This is a genomic window from Streptomyces milbemycinicus, assembly GCF_002154605.1.
In the GTDB taxonomy this organism is placed as follows: Bacteria; Actinomycetota; Actinomycetes; order Streptomycetales; family Streptomycetaceae; genus Streptomyces; species Streptomyces milbemycinicus.
In genome coordinates this window covers 1-16,323 of the sequence record NZ_MUNE01000412.1, presented here as the reverse complement: position 1 = coordinate 16,323, position 16,323 = coordinate 1, and the positions used below count along the sequence as shown (strand labels likewise).

Below are 16,323 nucleotides of genomic sequence, written 5' to 3'. Positions count from 1 at the left end.
CGACGTGCACGTCGGCCGCTCGCGCGTTTCTCAGGTCGAGCGTGATCCCCACAGGGGCAGCCTACATACCCGCTGGCAGCGGCATCGCGGGCGGCCACGGCGGGGCCCGCCGCGGCGACGGGCCGGGGCCTGGGCCGGGGTCACACCAGGTCGACCCCGGGCCGTCCGTTCTCCACCCGCAGCCGCGCCAGGGTCCGCGCCGCCGACTGGGGCTGGACCACGGTGTCCACGATCCGGACCTGGGCGTCGATACCGCCGCGGTCGATGTCGAAGAGGTGGTATCCCCGGTGGGCGTCGAGGAGCTTCCAGTGCGGGTTGTCGGGCACCAGTGGGTCGAACTCGGCGTGGAAGGCGGCCTGGTCCTGGTCCCCGTTCGAGGAGATGGACGTGCCCACGAACTCGGCCCCCACCACTGGCGAGGCGGGGTCGGCGAAGTCCCGCTTGAGGTCGCTGATCATCGTCAGATGGCGGTCCCCGGAGAGCACCACCGGGTTGCGGACCTGGGCGAACTCGGCCATCAGCTCATTGCGTTCCGCCTGGTAGCCGTCCCAGGCGTCGTAGAACCAGAGCTTGCCGGGGCCCGCGAGCCGGTCGGTCTCGGCCATCATGATCTGTGAGCCGATCAGGTTCCAGCGGGCGGGCGAGCGGCGCAGCCCGTCCAGCAGCCACTGCTTCTGCTCGGCCCCGAGCATCGTCAGCAGCGGGTTCTGCGCGGCCTCCTGCGTGGTGACCTGGTCGCTGCGGTACTGCCGGGTGTCCAGCACCTGAAGCCGGGCCAGGCTGCCGAAGTCCAGGCTGCGGTACATCTTGATGTGCGGGCCGTTCGGCACCGCGGTGGCGCGCACCGGCATGTGCTCGTAGTACGCCTGGTAGGCGGCGGTCAGCCGGGCGACGAACGCGTCGTGCGGCTGCTTGTCCGGGTCCTGGGGGATCTCGCCCGCCCAGTCGTTGTCCACCTCGTGGTCGTCGAAGGTGACGATCCAGGGCGCCTGGGCGTGCATCCGGGCGAGGTCGGGGTCGGTGTGGTACTGCGCGTACCGGTTGCGGTACTGGACGAGTGAGTACGGCTCGCCGCTGCCCTCGTGGCGGCGTGCGCCGGTGGCGGCGGGCGTGCTCTCGTAGATGTAGTCGCCGATGAACAGCACGGCGTCCGGGTCCTGTTCGGCCATGTCGGCGTACGGCGTGAAGTAGCCGTGCTGCCAGTTCTGGCAGGAGGCGAGGGCAAGCCGCAGCGGGGTTGCGGCGTGCGGCGAGGGGGCGGTGCGGGTGCGGCCGGCCGGGGATATCTGGTCGGCGGCGCGGAACCGGTACCAGTACTCGCGGTGCGGCCGCAGACCGCGTACGTCCACGTGGACGCTGTGGCCGAGGGCGGGCAGGGCCTGTGCGGTCCCCTGCCTGACGATGCGCCGGAAGCGCGGGTCCTCGGCCACCTGCCAGGCGACGTCGACGGCCCGGTCGGGCATACCGCCGCCGTTCAGCGGATCGGGGGCGAGGCGGGTCCACAGCACCACCCCGTCGGGCAGCGGGTCACCCGAGGCCACGCCCAGGGTGAAAACGCCGCTGGGGAGCGCGGGATCCGCGGCGCGTGCGGTGCCCGTGAGGGCCAACTGGCCCACGGTTGCCGCGCCGACGGCCGCGGCGCCGGCGGCGAGGAATCTACGTCTGTCGGATGGGCGTCTGTCGGATGGCTGTGCTTCGGTGGCCTGTCCAGGCATGGCGGTCCCTCTCGTCCGTCGAACGATGGATCATTGTGACCGGACGAGACGTTTTCAGGCAGACCTGGGACGGACCCTTAACGACAGCCGTCCAGAAGATGACGCGTGCATGTCCAAAATCGTTTCATTGGGCGCAACGGGCCTGTCGGGCCGGTTGTTTGTAGTAGAAACCGCAGCCCGGAGTCGGGCTTTCGGTCAACACGGCGCGGGGGCACGGCAGCCCGTCGCGACAGCGTCACGAATTTGAAAGCCGGTCGCCAAGGATTCAGTGAGGGACGTCGGTTCGCCGCACCCATACCCATATAATTTCGGCCAGGGCGCCGCCCCGCCTTCTTCGCGAGGCACGGCCCCAGCATCGCTCTATGCCTGGTCGCGGATGCCCAGGCCCGCACCACCGGGGGGAATCGTGCCTTCTAACCGCTCAATTTTGGCCACGGATAGGCTGGTTGCCGCAGCACTCGCCCTCACCGCCCAGAACGGCGGCATCGCGCACGCCGGAATGTGTGCGGACCGAAGCGCAAACAGTCGCGGGTGACAGCCTCCACGCAGCAGGCCGGAAGGTAATCCGGGTGACGGAAGAGATCTCACCCGGTGGTGCGATCACGGGCACGGCGAAGATCGCTGCCTGAACCAACACCGTTGATCCCAAAAGTGGGCACTTGCTCGGTTCTCGTGCCACGGCGTGTGCTCATCAGCTCGGTGAGACGTGTCGCGGCCGCCCTCCTTCAACACCAGGCAGGCACTTCGACATGACGGTCACCGCCTCACACCCCGCGGTCACCCCCTCCCATCCGTCCGCACCGTCCGCCCGCGCTGTCATCACCACGCTCCTGGGCGCCACTCTCCTGATCAAGGCATGCGGATTCGCCTACGACTTCCTGGGCTACTACATCGGCGAAGCCCACGGCACCACGGCGGCCGGTGCCGCGTTGACGGTGTTCGGCGTCGGCTGGTGCGCCGGGCAACTGGCCAGCGGCGCGGTGACCGACCGGCTGGGAGCCCGCACGGCGTGTTCGATCGGCCTGCTGCTGGCCGCGGGTGCCTGTGCCGGCCTCGCCGCCGCCGGCACCCTGCAGACGCTGCTGCTGCTCTCGTTCTTCCTCGGCTGCACGATGGACGTATCGCGGCCCGCCGTATCCGCGGAGATCAACGACCGGTTGACGAGCGAGGGCGCTCGCACCCGCGCCCAGGGCTGGATGTACTGGGTATCGAACGTGGGCGTCTCCCTCAGCGGCGGCGTGGGCGGCTACCTCGCCCACCAGCACGGCTACCGGGCGCTGTTCGTCGCCAACGGTGTCGCCTGCGCGGCGGCAGCCGTGCTCGCACGCCGAGTGCTGACCGGCCGTCCGGCCCCGGCCCGGGCCGAACGAGCGCACCGCTCCTCCGCGCAGATGCTGTCCGACACTCCCCTGCGGTGGATGGTTGGTGCCGCGATCGGCACGATGGTGTGCGCCTATGGTCTGGTCAGCGTGCTTCCGCTGGTGATGAACGATGACGGCCTGCCCCCGTCCGCGTACGGCACCGCCATGATCGCCAACACCGTCGCGGTCCTGGTGCTCAGCCCGCCTCTGACCCGTTTCCTGGTCGGCCGGGACGACCGCGTCCGCTACCCCGTCGCCCCGGTGCTCGCGGCCGGCAGCCTGATCCTGGGTGCCGCCATGGGGCTGGCCGCAGTCCAACACACCACCCTCGGCTACTCCACGGCGGCCGTGGCCATGGTGCCCGGAGAGGTCTGCTACTGCGTCGCGACCGGTGCCTACCTCGCGACGGCCGCCCCGCCCGGCGCGATCGGCCGCTACCAGGCGGCACTGAGCGGAGCCGGAGCCATCGCCTCGCTCACCCCGCTCGGCATCGCCTTCGCCCTCGACACCGGTGGCCGGATCCTGGTCGCCGGCCTGCTGGCGGCCAGTGCGGCTCTCGCCGCCCTGGCGTGCGTGCCGCTGTCCCGGTCCCTGCGCACATCGCTCACCCCCCGCACCGCCGCCGAGCAGGTCCAGTCCCAGCACTGACCATGCGGCGACGAACCACCGCGCCGCTTTCACCGCTGCGAGAGGAACAACCACATGAAGGTCGTGATCGTCGACGGGTACTCGACCGGAGCCGCTCTGGTCCGGCGACTTGCCGAAGCGGGCGTCGAATGCGTCCACGTCCAGAGCCATCCGGACCTCAAACCCTTCTTCCTCCGGGCGTTCCGCCCGGAGGACTATGTGCTCGACCTGGGTTTCACCGACGACACGACGGCGCTGGTGACACAGCTTCGCCGCCATCACGTCTCACTCGTTCTGGCCGGCACGGAGTCCGGTGTCCTCCTGGCGGAGTCGCTCGCGCACGCGCTGGGCCTGCCGACGAACGAGCCCGAGCTGCTGCACGCGCGCCGGGACAAGGCCCTCATGGCCAAGGCGGCCCGTGCCGCGGGCCTGGCGACTCCGCACAGCACCGTCGTACGGTCCCCTCGCGCGGCAGCGGACTGGTTCGCCGCATCCGGTCTGGCCGAAGCCGTCGTCAAACCCCTCGCCAGCGCGGGCACCGACGGGGTCACCTTCTGCCATTCGCCGGAAGAGACCGCCCGAGCCGGCCACGCCATCCTCAGCTCCCGCAACGCCTTCGGCGAGCCCAACCACGCCGTCCTCGTCCAAGAACGCGTGCACGGCGACGAGTACTACATCAACACGGTCTCGTCGGCCGGCGTCCACCACACGGCGGAGATCTGGCGCTACACCAAGCGACTGGGCCCGGCCGGTACGCCCATCTACGACTTCGAGGAGCCCGTCGCCCCCGCCAGTGCCGAAGGCCAGGTCCTGATGAGCTTCGTGGGGAAGGTGCTCGACGGTCTCGGCATCGCCGAAACACCCGCGCACACCGAGGTCATGCTCACCTCCGACGGCCCCGTCCTGATCGAGACGGGCGCCCGCCTGGGCGGAGCCACCGCGCCCGACGTGGTGGACACCTACCTGGGCACGTCCCAGACCTCGCTGGCCGTCGCCGCCATCACCGATCCTCCGTCGCTGCGCAGCCACCGCCCCGCCGACGCTTCCGGCGGCCATCGGCTTCGCTGCGTGGAGTTCATCAACCACCACCGAGGAATCGCCGCCGCCGAGGCCCTCACCAAGATCTCGGAACTGCCGAGCGTCGTGTCCGTCTCCCACGCCGCCGACCCCGGCACGCTCCTGGAGCCGACCACCGACCTTCTGACCTCTCCGGGCTACGCCTACCTCGCCGCCCCCAGCCTCACGGAACTCACAGGAGACTACGAGACCCTGCGCGCCTGGGAACACGAAGGCATCTACACCGAGCCGCCCGGAATATGACGCGCACATGTTCAGTAGGCGTTCAACAGGCCTGTCGCGCCAGCGGTTTGTAGTAGAAGCTGCAGTCCTGGAGGGAGCCCGCCGGATCGGCGGCGTACCCGGGGACAATGCCGTAGCGGGTCCAGCCGGCGGCGCCGTAGAGATGGTCCGCAACGCTGCCGGTCTCGGTGTCCAGCATCAGCAGGGTGGCCCCGGCCTCGGCGGCGGCCTGTTCCGCGGTGGCGAGGAGCGCCCGGCCCAGGCCCTGGCCGCGGGCCTCGCGGTGCACGATGAGTTTCAGAACCTCGGCGCGGTGGCGGCCGTTGGGCTTGCCCTCCAGGGCCAGACTGACGGTACCCGAGATGCCGTCGGGGCCCTGGGCAACCCAGACGGCGAGGCTGCTGTCGGCCACCGCGGGCTGCCGGGCGCGCCACCAGTCCACCGCCGCGCACTGGTCGAAGGAGGCGAGGAAGCCGAGGGAGGAGCCGCCGCGAACGGCGTCGACCAGCAGGTCGGCCAGGCCTTTGACGCTGTCGTGGAATGCGTCGGCGGACAGGCGGGTGATGGTGTGCAAGACGTGCTTCCTTCGCTCGGCGCTGGACAGGGCGGTGGACGGCGGCGCGACGGCCGGGGGCACGCGCTCGCGGCGTGCCGGGGGCGCACGCTCACGGCGGGACGACCACCACGGCGTAGAGCACCGGATCGGGCCCCGGGCAGCGGAACCGCGACCGGTCCCACAGCCGGAAGCGCAGACAGTCCCCCGCCCGCAGCTCATGCGCCGCGCCACCCACGGCGACCTCGAGGACCCCGTCCAGCACCCAGATGTGCTGCTCCAGGCCGGGTACGGGCGGGGCGTCGTACGAGATGTCGGCGCCCGGTCGCAGAATCCCCTCGACGAGCTCACCGCGCAGCCCGGGGTGGGGCGGGGACACCGACCGCCGGGTGAAGCCCGACTTCTCGTCCCGCCACACCGCCTGCCGGTCGGCCCGGACCAGCTGCGGCGGCTCCTCCTCCACCTCGGCGAGCAGCCGGGACATGGTCCGCTCGTACGCCGCGCACAACTTGCCCAGCAGCGCCGCGGTCGGGCTGATCTCCGCCCGCTCCAGCCGGGACAGCGTGGAGCGGCTGACGCCCGTACGCCGCGCCAGCTCGTCCAGGGACCAGCCGCGCTCCACCCGCAGTTCGGCGAGGCGAACTGCGAGCCGGGCCTCCAGGGGCTCGGGGCCGGGCGACGCGCCCTCGTCCACCGATGACACCTCTCTCATAACCGGGAATGTATCCCAGATATGGGAGAGCGGGAAGAGGCCGGGTCCTCAGGAGCCGTCGGTCCGGTCCGGCCGGTGGAGCAGCGCCTCCATGAGGGGAGGGACCCGGCTGTCGGTGCGCTCGGCCGTGCCGAGCCACCGCAGGGCGTACGCGGCGCAGTCGTCGTACTGTCCGGGCGTCAGATCGGGCCGGCTCAGGAGCTCCGCCAGGAAGTTCCCCGCGAAGGTGTGCGTGGCGTGGACGTCGAGCCAGCCGAGCGCCATCGAGACGACGTCGCCGCCGGCCGCGTCGAGATGACCGTTCTTCAGCAGCTGCTCCAGGATCAGGCCGGAGAAGGTGGTGACCGGGTTGGCCCGCAGCCACTCCAGCGCCCGTTCGGCGGCCCGCTCCTTCCGCTCCGCGTCCAGATCGGCCCGGGACAGCAGGACGCGCAGCGGCTGCCCCCATTTGCCCCGGGTCGGGCTGTCCGCCAGGTGTTCCAGCGCACGGTCGGCGAGCCGCGCCACCTGGTCGGGGTGGATGTCCCGACGCCGCAGCACGGGCGGCAGCAGTTCCCGGACGCCGCGCCGCGAACCCATCAGCGCCAGCGCCTGGTCGGCGATGCGGGCGCCGAGCTCGGGGGGCACCTCGCCGAGTCGGCACAGCTGCCGTACCCGCTGTGAGCCGAGCTCCGACGGGTGATCGACGAGCCGCTGCAGGGCGAGTTCCGCGGCGCGGCAGCGCTGCTGTGGGTCGAGCCCCGGCTGCCCCAGCAGCGGCCACACCACCAACCCGGCCTGCCTGCCGACGTGGTGGATCTCCAGCCAGCGGAAGGCATGGCGTACGGCCTCGTCCGCCCACTCGGGGTCGGGGTCGGGATCGGTGTCCTGGGCGGCGGGGTGCCCGTCGGGGTGGCCGAGCAGCCGTCGGAGGACGTACCCCGCGTGGTCGGCCGTGCCATGGGCCCGCAGCCAGGCGAGGGCGAAGGTGATGGCCCGCTCCTGGCCCGGATGGCCTTCCTGGCCCGGGTGTTGGCCGGGCTCCGGATGTCTGAGGACGGCGCCGAGCACGAACCGCGCCTCGGCGTCGGTATGGCGGGGCTCCAGCCAGGTCAGGGCGGAGCCGACGGCGGCAGCCGTGACGTCGTCGGCCAGATCGTCGCGCGCGAGCAGACGGCGGAACACGAACGACGCGGCGTCGCTGGTGCCGTGTCCGGCCAGCCAGGCCAGCGCGTACCCGATGGCGTCCTCGGCCCGCTGCCCGTCGAGCGCGGGATGGTCGAGCACCGGGTCGAGCACGTAACAGGCTTCCAGGGTGGCGTGGTGGACCTCGAGCCAGCCCAGCGCCGCGGCACAGGCGTCCGGGCCGTGCGGGCCGGGCAGCGCGAGCAGTCCGGGCAGCACCGAGCGGGCTGCCCGGTGGTGGGCCGCGAGCCAGGCGAGGGCCCGCTCGGCGACGGGGGCGGTCAGCGCCGGTGGCAGGGCCGGGTGGTCGAGCAGGGACCGCAGTACGTAGGCGGCGTCTTCCCGCGTGGTGTGGTGCTCCAGCCACATCACGGCGGCGGCCGTCGCCTCGGCCGTCCAGATCCGCTCCGGATCGTCGCGGGACAGCAGCGGCCGGAGCACGAACGACGCGTCGGCGCTGGTGCCTTGGGCCACCAGCCAGCGCGCCGCATGGCCCACCGCACGCTCGACGTCCCCGGCGGCGAGATGGGGGTGGGCGAGCACATGGCCGACGACGAAACTGGCCTCCCTGGACGTGTCCTGGACCTTCAGCCAGGCCAGCGCGTGTCCGATCGTCCCGGCGTGCCACGGCGCGTCGGTCTCCGGACGGGTGAGCAGCGGCCGCAGGACGAACGATGCCTCGGGCTTGCCCTTGTGGGAGGTGAGCCACAGATGGCCGAGTCGGACGGCGCGGTCGAGCCGGTCGCGGGTCAGGTCGGTGCGGTAGAGGACCGTCCGCAGCAGGTGGACCGTCGCCGCGACGGGAAGGTAGCGGCGGATTCCGGTCAGTCCGAGGTCCAGGACGCGCTCCATGACGTCGGCCGTGAGGTCGTCCCGGTCGAGCAGGGCCACGAAGACCGGCCGGTTGCGCGGGCCCACGCCGTGGATCGCCAGCCACTCGACCGCCTCGTGGACGGCAGCGGCCCGCTGCTCGTCCGGCAGCCCGGTCGCCCGGGCCAGCGCCTCGACGACGCCGCGGGCCTCGGCCTGGTCGCGGTGGTGCCGCAGCCAGTCCAGGGCGGCGGCGGCAAGGCGCTCGGGGACGGCGTCGGAGGTGTTCCTGACGGCGTTGGCGAACAGGTTCCGGACCAGGGGCGGGGACTCCTGCCCGGCCGTGCGCAGCCAGGGCTCCACCAGCCGGTCCCACGCGGCCATGGCGCCGGACTGCCAGGGCGCCCCGGCGAGCAGGGTCAGCAGGGCCGTACCGCCCGTCTCCCGCTCCGCCGGGCCGCTCAGCCGCTCGCCGAGGGTGAGGGCGTGGGAGTCGAGCCAGTCCTCGCACACCAGCCGGACGTCGGTCTGCGCCTCCGCGCCCAGGTCGGCGGCCCAGCGGCGGACATGGCCCGCGGCAAGGCGCAGGGTGCGGGTGCTGACGAGGGCGGCGGAGAACAGCTCCCTGGCCGTATCGCCCTGGAACCACGGCCCGTCCGGGAAACACGCCTTGTGCAGGAATTCGTCGGCCACGGTGTCGTGTACGACGTCGAGTTCGCCGTCCGAGGACAGCAACCACCCCAGCCGGACCAGGCCGCCGATCACGCCCTCGGCCCCGGTCGCCGGCTTCGGGCCCTCGTGGTGGTCGAGGAAGTACCTGACGGCCTTCTGGACCGCCGCCCGGTCCTGCGCACACGCCACCGCCGCGACGGCCGCGGCGAGCAGCGCGGTCCTGGGCTGTGCCGGGTCGACACGGCCGCCGGGCCCGCCGGTGCCGGGCGAGCCGGGGAAGTCCTCGTCCGTGCGCTGCCGCGCCCAGAACGACAGGTCGTCGCTGCCCACCGTGGACAACTCCCGCAGCGTCGCGCCGTCGCGCGCGCCCGACTCGATGGCCTGGGCCCGCATCAGGGCGACGGCCGGTCGGCGCCCGCCGCACAGCGCGGCGACCGCCACCTGCCCGAATTCGGCGACCGCGCTCGGCGCGACACTGGTCAGGATCCGGTCGGTGACGGCCCTTTCGTAGTCGTCGTCCTGGCACATGTCCTGCCATTCGAAGAGCCGGCGCCGGTCCTGCCGCTCGACGATGCTCCGCCTGCCGGGACGTACGGAGGCGATGCACGCCACCCGTGTCCCAGGCGACTCACGCTCCTCCAACTCGTCGACGAGATGGGTCAGGTTCAGCTCCGCGTAGGTGTCCAGGTAGTCGAAGACCAGCAGTACGTTCTGCCGGGGCGGCATGCTCACCGCGGCGACCAGGTCCGCGGCCGTGACCCGGGCGTCCGCCGCGATATGCAGCACCCGCCAGCCGTCCGCCCGGTCGGCCAGGGCCGCCACCTCGAAGCAGGTGCGGGTCTTGCCGGCCCCGGCCGGGCCGATCAGGATCACCCCGCGTGCGGGCCCCGGCGAGGGCGCCGTGAGCCGGGCCCACAGGTTGTCCGGGTCGGCCGGGTGCCGCCCCTGCTGGGGGTGGACGAAGGGGAGCCGGTCCTCCGTCAGGTACTTCTTCTTGTTCGCGCCGCGCGCCAGCTCCTGCGCATGGGTACGTACGCCCCGCACGGGCCGCGGCGTGCCCTCGTCCGGCGCGGTTCGCGGCGGACTGGAGTGCTCCACCACGTCCGGCAGGTCGGCGGGGCGCAGACGGTGGCCGAGCAGCGACTCCAGCCGGTCGAGTTCGGCCCCCTCGAGCCCCTTCTCCAGCACCTCGGCCCAGCGGCCCACATGGCTCGCGGCCAGCCGCCCCGGCCCCTCGAACGTATGGTGTTCCGCGACCACGCCGACGAGCCGGCCACCGCTGAACACCGCCGCGCCGGACATGCCCTCCCAAGGGGAGCGCCCGGGGCCGACGCTCGCCGGCGGGACGTCGACCTTCAGCTCAAGTGTGCCTTCACGGCGGTTGGAGAACGCCGGGCAGGTGGCGAACACATGCGCCAGATCGCGGTATCGGGCATCGCCGTCACGGAGATCGCCATCACGGAGCTTGTGCAGCGGAAACCCCGCGGCGCTGCACCGCACCTCGGCGTCGTGCTCGCCGACCCGGCCCAGCGGGGTGGCGGACACCTCCTCCGGACCGGCCCCGGCGAGGGTGAGAACGGCGACATGGATCCCGTCGTGCCGCCACGCCACCGACGCCTGGAATGTGCGCTCCGCGGGCCGGTCGGCGTCGAACCGCACGGCCACCGTGACCGCGTCGTCCACGACGTGTGCGGCGGTCAGCACCGTGCCGGTCGCGATCAGATAGCCCGAGCCCCGGCGCCCCCGGTCCTCCCCCAGCGCGACGATGACCTCGGCGACCCGCCCGGCCTCGACCTCGGCTCCCCCTGCCATGCGGAGCATGGTAATCACCCTGGCGGCGGCCGGGCCAAGTCCCGCCCGTCTACGGCGAGTCCGGGCGGACCCCCCGCGAACATCCCCGGTCGGTACAGCTAGCCGACTTCCTCCCCCTGGCGCAGCGCGTCGGCCACGAAGTCATACGGGGCCAGCGGCCCCAACAGCCGCAGCCGGACCCGGCCCTGCCACCGCTGGGCCAGCTCCTCGACCGCCTGGCCGAACACCTCGCGCTTCTTGTCCTCGACCAGGAAGGCGGCGTCCACCACTCCTTCGGCGGATACCGGCTCCGAGGTGGCCACCGCGAGCGCGAACGGCGCCAGCCGGTGCTCGATCTCCCGGGCGTCCGCCTCCCGCTTGGCTCCGACGGCCTCCACGACCAGCTGTCCCAGCTGGATGCGCAGGTCGTACCCGGCGGCCTCCGGCAGTCCTTCCAGCTCCTCGCGCAGCCGCCTGGCCTCGACGTGTTCCTCCAGCACCTCACGCAACACCTCGTCCTGGACATAGCGCGCCCTGAGGGTGAACTGCGCGCTGCCCCGGAGCCGGTCGAGGGCCCAGCCGAAGTCGTCGTGGCCCTCGGTCAGCAGTTCGTCGGTCACCGCCCGCGGATCCCGCACCACCGTGCCGAACCGCAACGGCAGCACGGGCATGCCCGAGGCGGCCAGCATGTCCAGCACCCCGGCGTGGGCGCGCAGGTCGTCGGGGGTGCCGAGCGGTTTGCCCGTGGGCACCTCGCTCACCACCGCGGCCAGCCCGCCGCGCCTGATGAAGGTGATCGGGGACCGCTCGTCGCCCACGGCGGGCAGGTCCTTGACCGCCTGGTCGGCCCGTTCGCCCTGTGCGCCCTTCTCGTCGGGGACCACCCCGTACACGTAGCAGGCGTGTCCGTCCTCGGCCATCACCCCTCGCGCTCCCTGTCACTCGGCCGGCTCCTCCTGCGCCGGGGCTCCTCGTCCTCGTCCTCGCGCTCCTCGTGAGCACATTATGAGGACATATGACTCATTATGGAGCATTCGCCCCATCGGACCACCGGCACGGGGGCACCCACCGGGGTGAGCCGAGATATCGCATGAGCTTGGGTTATTGAACCTTCACCCAGTCAAGCGTGCGTTCGACGGCCCGTTTCCAGCCCGCGTAGCCCTCTTCCCGCCGCTCCCGGCTCCACTGGGGCTCCCACCGCCTGGACTCCTGCCAATGCGAGCGCAGCTCGTCGGTGTCGCGCCAGAACCCGGTGGCCAGGCCCGCGGCGTAGGCGGCGCCCAGCGCGGTGGTCTCGGCGATTCGGGGGCGGCTGACCGGGACGCCGAGGACATCGGCCTGGATCTGCATGCACAGGTCGTTCGCGGTGACCCCGCCGTCCACCTTGAGCACGTCGAGGTGGACACCGGAATCCTGGTCCATGGCCTCCACCACGTCCCGGCTCTGGTAGCAGATGGCCTCCAGCGTGGCCCGCGCCAGATGGCCGCCGCTGTGGTAGCGGGACAGGCCGACGATCGCGCCGCGCGCGTCGGAGCGCCAGTACGGGGCGAACAGCCCGGAGAAGGCCGGGACGAAGTAGATCCCGCCGCTGTCCTCGACCGTGCGGGCCAGCCGCTCGCTCGCGGCCGCGTCGTCGATGACCTTCAGCTGGTCGCGCAGCCACTGCACGGCCGAGCCGGTCACCGCGATGGAGCCCTCCAGGGCGTAGACGGTGGGGCCGTCACCGAACCGGTACGCCACGGTGGTGAGCAGCCCGTTGTGGGAACGGACGAGTTCGGTACCCGTGTTGAGCAGCAGGAAGTTACCGGTGCCGTAGGTGTTCTTCGCCTCGCCGGGCGAGAAGCAGACCTGGCCCACGGTGGCCGCCTGCTGATCGCCGAGCACACCGGTGACGGGGATGGCCCTGCTCAGCGGGCGGGTGGTGCGGGTGTGGCCGAACGCCTCGGGGTGGGCCGAGGGGTTGATCGTCGGCAGCATCGTCCGCGGCACACCGAAGATCTCCAGCAGCTCGTCGTCCCAGTCCAGGGTCTCCAGGTTCATCAGCATGGTGCGGCTGGCGTTGGTCACATCGGTGGCGTGGACACCGCCGCCGGGGCCGCCGGTGAGATTCCACAGCACCCAGCTGTCGGTGTTCCCGAAGAGGGCGTGGCCGCGCTCGGCGGCCTCGCGGACGCCGTCGACGTTCTCCAGGATCCACTGGATCTTCGCACCGGAGAAGTAGGTGGCCGGCGGCAGACCGGCCTTACGGCGGATGACCTCGCCACGGCCGTCGCGTTCCAGGGCGGCGGCGATGCTGTCGGTGCGGGTGTCCTGCCAGACGATGGCGTTGTAGTACGGCATCCCGTTGCGCGGATCCCAGACGACGGTGGTCTCCCGCTGATTGGTGATGCCGATCGCGGCAAGGTCGGCGGGCGCCAGTTCGCTGGCCCGGATCGCGTTCTGCATGACCGAGTTGGTGCGCTCCCAGATCTCCACCGGGTCGTGTTCGACCCATCCGGAGCGCGGCAGGATCTGGCGGTGTTCCAGCTGGTATTTCGCCACTTCCGCGCCGTCGTGGTCGAAGATCATAAAACGGGTGCTGGTGGTTCCCTGGTCCACCGCACCGACGAATTCCGGCATCCTGCCGCCTCTCACTCGTGGCTCGGGGTTCGGCTCAGGTCTCGGGGGACGGGGTCTGCCCCACCTCCTGCGGCCCGGGCCCGAGCACCGGGAGGAAGGGGCTGACCAGGATCCGGTAGAGGGCCGCGCCGACCAGGCCGCCGACCAGGGGGCCGACGATGGGCACCCAGAAGTAGAAGTTTCCGTACTGATCCCGCCAGGCGGTGTCATAGCCGGTGATGAAGCTGGCGAGGCGGGGCCCGAAGTCACGGGCCGGGTTGATGGCGTACCCCGCGTCGGTGCCCCAGGCCATGCCGATGGCGACCACGATGAGCCCGATGACGACGGCGGCGAGGTTGGCGCCCGGGGGCGTGTTCAGCAGGTCGGTGACCGCGAAGACCAGCAGCATCAGGATCGCGGTGCCGATGACCTGGTCGCGCAGCGCACCCCACTCGCTCACCGGAAGCACACCGTTGCCGGGCAGGGTGGAGAAGACGAACTGGGTCTTGAGGGTGTGGCCCGGATCGGCCTTGGCCAGCACCTCGGTGTAGTTCCAGCGCACCAGCAGGGCCGCCACGAACGCCCCGGCGGTCTGCGCGATCGCGTACGGCAGGACCTTGCTCCACGGGAAGCCCTTGAACGCCGCCAGGGAGAGGGTGACGGCGGGGTTGAGGTGGCCGCCGCTGAGCCGGGCCGCGACGTACACCCCGAACGTGACGCCGAGCCCCCAGGCCCAGGCGATGCTGTCGTGGTCGCCGAGCCCGCCTGCGACGACCTGTGCGACAACGCCGCAGCCGAAGAGGATGAGGACCATGGTGCCGACGAACTCCGCGGACAGCTCGCCGATCAGCCCCGCCCTGTGCGCATCTCGCTTCTGCTCGCTCATGGGGCCACCCGTCTCCGGCGCTTTGACGACCATCGTGGACGGGCCGGGTCCCGTCGGCTCGCGCAGGTGGGCCGATCGGGGCAACGTCACGGCGCTCGGGGCTGTACGGGGAGGTGGGCGGCCCTGTACTACGGTCATGGCCGCCTCGGCGGCCGATCACTTTCAGCGGAGCCGAACACTTTCGTGAGACAGGATCAGGAACGCGGATGCCGACAAGCGGAGCCCCCACGAACTGGGCCGGCAACATCACCTTCGGCGCGGCGCGGGTGCACCACCCGGCCTCGGTCGCCGAGCTGCGACGGATCGTCGGCTCCGCCGAACGCGTCCGCGCGCTCGGCACCGGCCACTCCTTCAATCGCATAGCCGACACCACAGGCGATCTGATCCGCCTTGACCGGCTGCCGCACCGGGTCGAGATCGACCCCGACGGCTCGCGGGTGACCGTCGCCGCGGGCATGCGGTACGCGCAGGTCGCCGAGGCCCTGCAGACGGCCGGGTATGCGCTGGCGAACCTCGCCTCGCTGCCGCACATCACGGTCGCGGGGGCCTGCGCGACCGGCACCCACGGCTCCGGCAACGGGCAGCGGAGCCTCGCGGCGGCGGTGGCGGGTCTTGAGATCGTCGGCCCGGAGGGGGACCTGACGCGGCTGAGCCGGGAGGCGGACGCGGACCGGCTGGCCGGGGCCGTGGTCTCGCTGGGCGGTCTTGGCATCGTCACCGGCGTCACCCTGGACATCGAGCCGACGTACGAGGTGGCGCAGTGGGTCTACGACGGGCTGCCCCTGGACCGGCTGGCCGACCGGTTCGACGAGGTGTCCGGCGCCGCGTACAGCGTGAGCGTGTTCACCGACTGGCACTCCGGGGACGGGGTGGTGTGGCTCAAGTGCCGCGCCGACCGGCCCGGTCCGCCCCGGCCGGACCAGCCCCGGCCGGACCAGCCCTGGCTGGGCGCCCGCCCGGCCGACGGCCCGCGCCACCCCGTGCCCGGTATGCCGCCCGCGCACTGCACCCAGCAGGCGGGCGTGCCCGGGCCGTGGCATGAGCGGCTGCCGCACTTCCGGCCGGACTTCACGCCCAGCAGCGGCGAGGAACTGCAGTCGGAGCTCATCCTCCCGCGCGGCGCGGCGCCCGAGGCCTTCGCGGCGCTGCGTCGTCTGGGCGCCCGGATCGCGCCGGTGGTGCTGGTGTCCGAGGTCCGTACGATCGCAGCCGACGACCTGTGGCTGAGCCCGGCGTACGGCCGTGACAGCGTCGCCCTCCACTTCACCTGGGCGCCGGACCGCGCCGCGGTGCTGGACGTCGTCGCCGCGATGGAGGAGGAGCTGCTGCCGCTGGGGGCGCGCCCGCACTGGGGCAAGCTGACCGCGGCTACGCCCGGGGACGTGGTGGCGGGCTATGAACGGGCCGCGGACTTCGGGCGGTTGCTGAGCGAGTACGACCCGGCGGGGAAGTTCCGCAATCCGTACCTGGACCGGCTCTTCCCCGTGGGGTGACGGGGGCCCGGGTGACGAGGGCCCTATCGCCGTTGGGCCGAAGGTCCTTCGCGGGACCCCGGGCAGCCCATGTGGCCCGGGGTCCCGCCGCGGGAGGCTGGTCGTACAGGGCGGAGAAGGAGCCCGCGATGAAGCACCGCAAAATCGGCAATGTGATGACCGACGACGTCGTGCGGGTCGGCTCCGGTGCCTCGCTCCACGAGGTCGGGGAACTGCTCGCGCGGCATCGCATCGGCGGGCTGCCCGTGGTGGACGAGGACGAGAAGGTCGTCGGCGTGGTCTCGGGGGCCGATTTGCGGACCGGGTCGGCCGCCCGCACCGCCGGGCAGCTGATGTCGCGGCCCGCGGTCACCGTGCGCCCGCAGGACAGCGTGGTCGACGCCGCGCGGACCATGGCGCGGCACGGTGTGGAGCGGCTGCCGGTGATCGACGAGGAGGACCGGCTGGTCGGCATCGTCACCCGGCGCGATCTGTTGGGGGTCTTCCTCCGCCCGGACCACGAGATCCGCGCCGAGGTGATCGACGAGGTGCTGGTCCGCTCCCTGTGGCTGCTGCCGCACGCGGTCGACGTCACGGTGACCGATGGGGTGGTGCGGCTGGAGGGGCAGCTGGAGCGGCACAGCGAGGTGCCCATCGCGGTGC

General features: G+C 72.1%; 11 protein-coding genes. 4 read left to right on the top strand and 7 right to left on the bottom strand.

Annotated features, from left to right (window positions below; genetic code table 11):
• Positions 1–140 precede the first annotated feature (140 nt).
• Positions 141–1,715 (bottom strand): alkaline phosphatase D family protein, encoded by a 1,575-nt coding sequence (locus CCN51_RS31060; protein WP_014181680.1) that lies wholly within the window; start codon positions 1,713–1,715, stop codon positions 141–143.
• A 749-nt stretch (positions 1,716–2,464) separates the two neighbouring features.
• Here CCN51_RS31060 and CCN51_RS31055 point away from each other — a divergent pair.
• Together CCN51_RS31055 and CCN51_RS31050 are read left to right on the top strand one after the other, a co-directional pair.
• Positions 2,465–3,724, top strand: a complete 1,260-nt coding sequence (locus CCN51_RS31055) for an MFS transporter (RefSeq protein WP_014181679.1) — start codon at positions 2,465–2,467, stop codon at positions 3,722–3,724.
• Between the two features lie 54 nt (positions 3,725–3,778).
• The gene (locus CCN51_RS31050) at positions 3,779–5,023 is read left to right on the top strand and encodes an ATP-grasp domain-containing protein (RefSeq protein WP_014181678.1); all 1,245 of its coding nucleotides are present in this window, start codon (positions 3,779–3,781) and stop codon (positions 5,021–5,023) included.
• A gap of 22 nt (positions 5,024–5,045) precedes the next feature.
• On the opposite strand, the gene CCN51_RS31045 is transcribed toward CCN51_RS31050, so the two are convergent.
• The 6 genes from CCN51_RS31045 to CCN51_RS31020 all read right to left on the bottom strand — a co-directional run bounded on the left by CCN51_RS31045 (position 5,046) and on the right by CCN51_RS31020 (position 14,188).
• Positions 5,046–5,576 carry a GNAT family N-acetyltransferase gene (locus CCN51_RS31045; RefSeq protein WP_014181677.1) on the bottom strand — a complete coding sequence of 177 codons (531 nt, stop codon included), beginning with the start codon at positions 5,574–5,576 and terminating at the stop codon, positions 5,046–5,048.
• Positions 5,577–5,667: 91 nt separating this feature from the next.
• Positions 5,668–6,267 (bottom strand): helix-turn-helix domain-containing protein, encoded by a 600-nt coding sequence (locus CCN51_RS31040; protein ID WP_043488145.1) that lies wholly within the window; start codon positions 6,265–6,267, stop codon positions 5,668–5,670.
• Between the two features lie 48 nt (positions 6,268–6,315).
• Positions 6,316–10,725: a trypsin-like peptidase domain-containing protein gene (locus tag CCN51_RS31035; protein WP_158104714.1), complete on the bottom strand. Its 4,410-nt coding sequence runs from the start codon at positions 10,723–10,725 to the stop codon at positions 6,316–6,318.
• Between the two features lie 98 nt (positions 10,726–10,823).
• Positions 10,824–11,624, bottom strand: coding sequence for a GvpL/GvpF family gas vesicle protein (locus tag CCN51_RS31030; protein ID WP_014181674.1), 801 nt, complete (start codon positions 11,622–11,624; stop codon positions 10,824–10,826).
• A gap of 181 nt (positions 11,625–11,805) precedes the next feature.
• Positions 11,806–13,323 (bottom strand): glycerol kinase GlpK, encoded by a 1,518-nt coding sequence (gene glpK / locus CCN51_RS31025; protein WP_014181673.1) that lies wholly within the window; start codon positions 13,321–13,323, stop codon positions 11,806–11,808.
• A 34-nt stretch (positions 13,324–13,357) separates the two neighbouring features.
• The gene (locus tag CCN51_RS31020) at positions 13,358–14,188 is read right to left on the bottom strand and encodes an MIP/aquaporin family protein (protein WP_014181672.1); all 831 of its coding nucleotides are present in this window, start codon (positions 14,186–14,188) and stop codon (positions 13,358–13,360) included.
• 206 nt (positions 14,189–14,394) lie between these two features.
• Between CCN51_RS31020 and CCN51_RS31015 the strand changes: the two genes are divergently transcribed.
• Together CCN51_RS31015 and CCN51_RS31010 are read left to right on the top strand one after the other, a co-directional pair.
• A complete protein-coding gene (locus CCN51_RS31015) occupies positions 14,395–15,681 on the top strand; it encodes an FAD-binding protein (RefSeq protein WP_014181671.1) in 1,287 nt (428 codons plus the stop codon).
• A 128-nt stretch (positions 15,682–15,809) separates the two neighbouring features.
• A partial coding sequence (locus CCN51_RS31010; RefSeq protein ID WP_086860309.1) for a CBS domain-containing protein occupies positions 15,810–16,323 on the top strand: 514 nt, incomplete at its 3' end.

What these genes read in the sequence shown, in the direction of transcription:
- glpK (WP_014181673.1), bottom strand. Translation starts at nt 13,323, where the DNA reads ATGCCGGAATTCGTCGGTGCGGTGGACCAGGGAACCACCAGCACCCGT.
- CCN51_RS31055 (WP_014181679.1), top strand. Translation starts at nt 2,465, where the DNA reads ATGACGGTCACCGCCTCACACCCCGCGGTCACCCCCTCCCATCCGTCC.
- CCN51_RS31050 (WP_014181678.1), top strand. Translation starts at nt 3,779, where the DNA reads ATGAAGGTCGTGATCGTCGACGGGTACTCGACCGGAGCCGCTCTGGTC.
- CCN51_RS31060 (WP_014181680.1), bottom strand. Translation starts at nt 1,715, where the DNA reads ATGCCTGGACAGGCCACCGAAGCACAGCCATCCGACAGACGCCCATCC.
- CCN51_RS31035 (WP_158104714.1), bottom strand. Translation starts at nt 10,725, where the DNA reads ATGGCAGGGGGAGCCGAGGTCGAGGCCGGGCGGGTCGCCGAGGTCATC.
- CCN51_RS31020 (WP_014181672.1), bottom strand. Translation starts at nt 14,188, where the DNA reads ATGAGCGAGCAGAAGCGAGATGCGCACAGGGCGGGGCTGATCGGCGAG.
- CCN51_RS31030 (WP_014181674.1), bottom strand. Translation starts at nt 11,624, where the DNA reads ATGGCCGAGGACGGACACGCCTGCTACGTGTACGGGGTGGTCCCCGAC.
- CCN51_RS31015 (WP_014181671.1), top strand. Translation starts at nt 14,395, where the DNA reads ATGCCGACAAGCGGAGCCCCCACGAACTGGGCCGGCAACATCACCTTC.
- CCN51_RS31040 (WP_043488145.1), bottom strand. Translation starts at nt 6,267, where the DNA reads ATGAGAGAGGTGTCATCGGTGGACGAGGGCGCGTCGCCCGGCCCCGAG.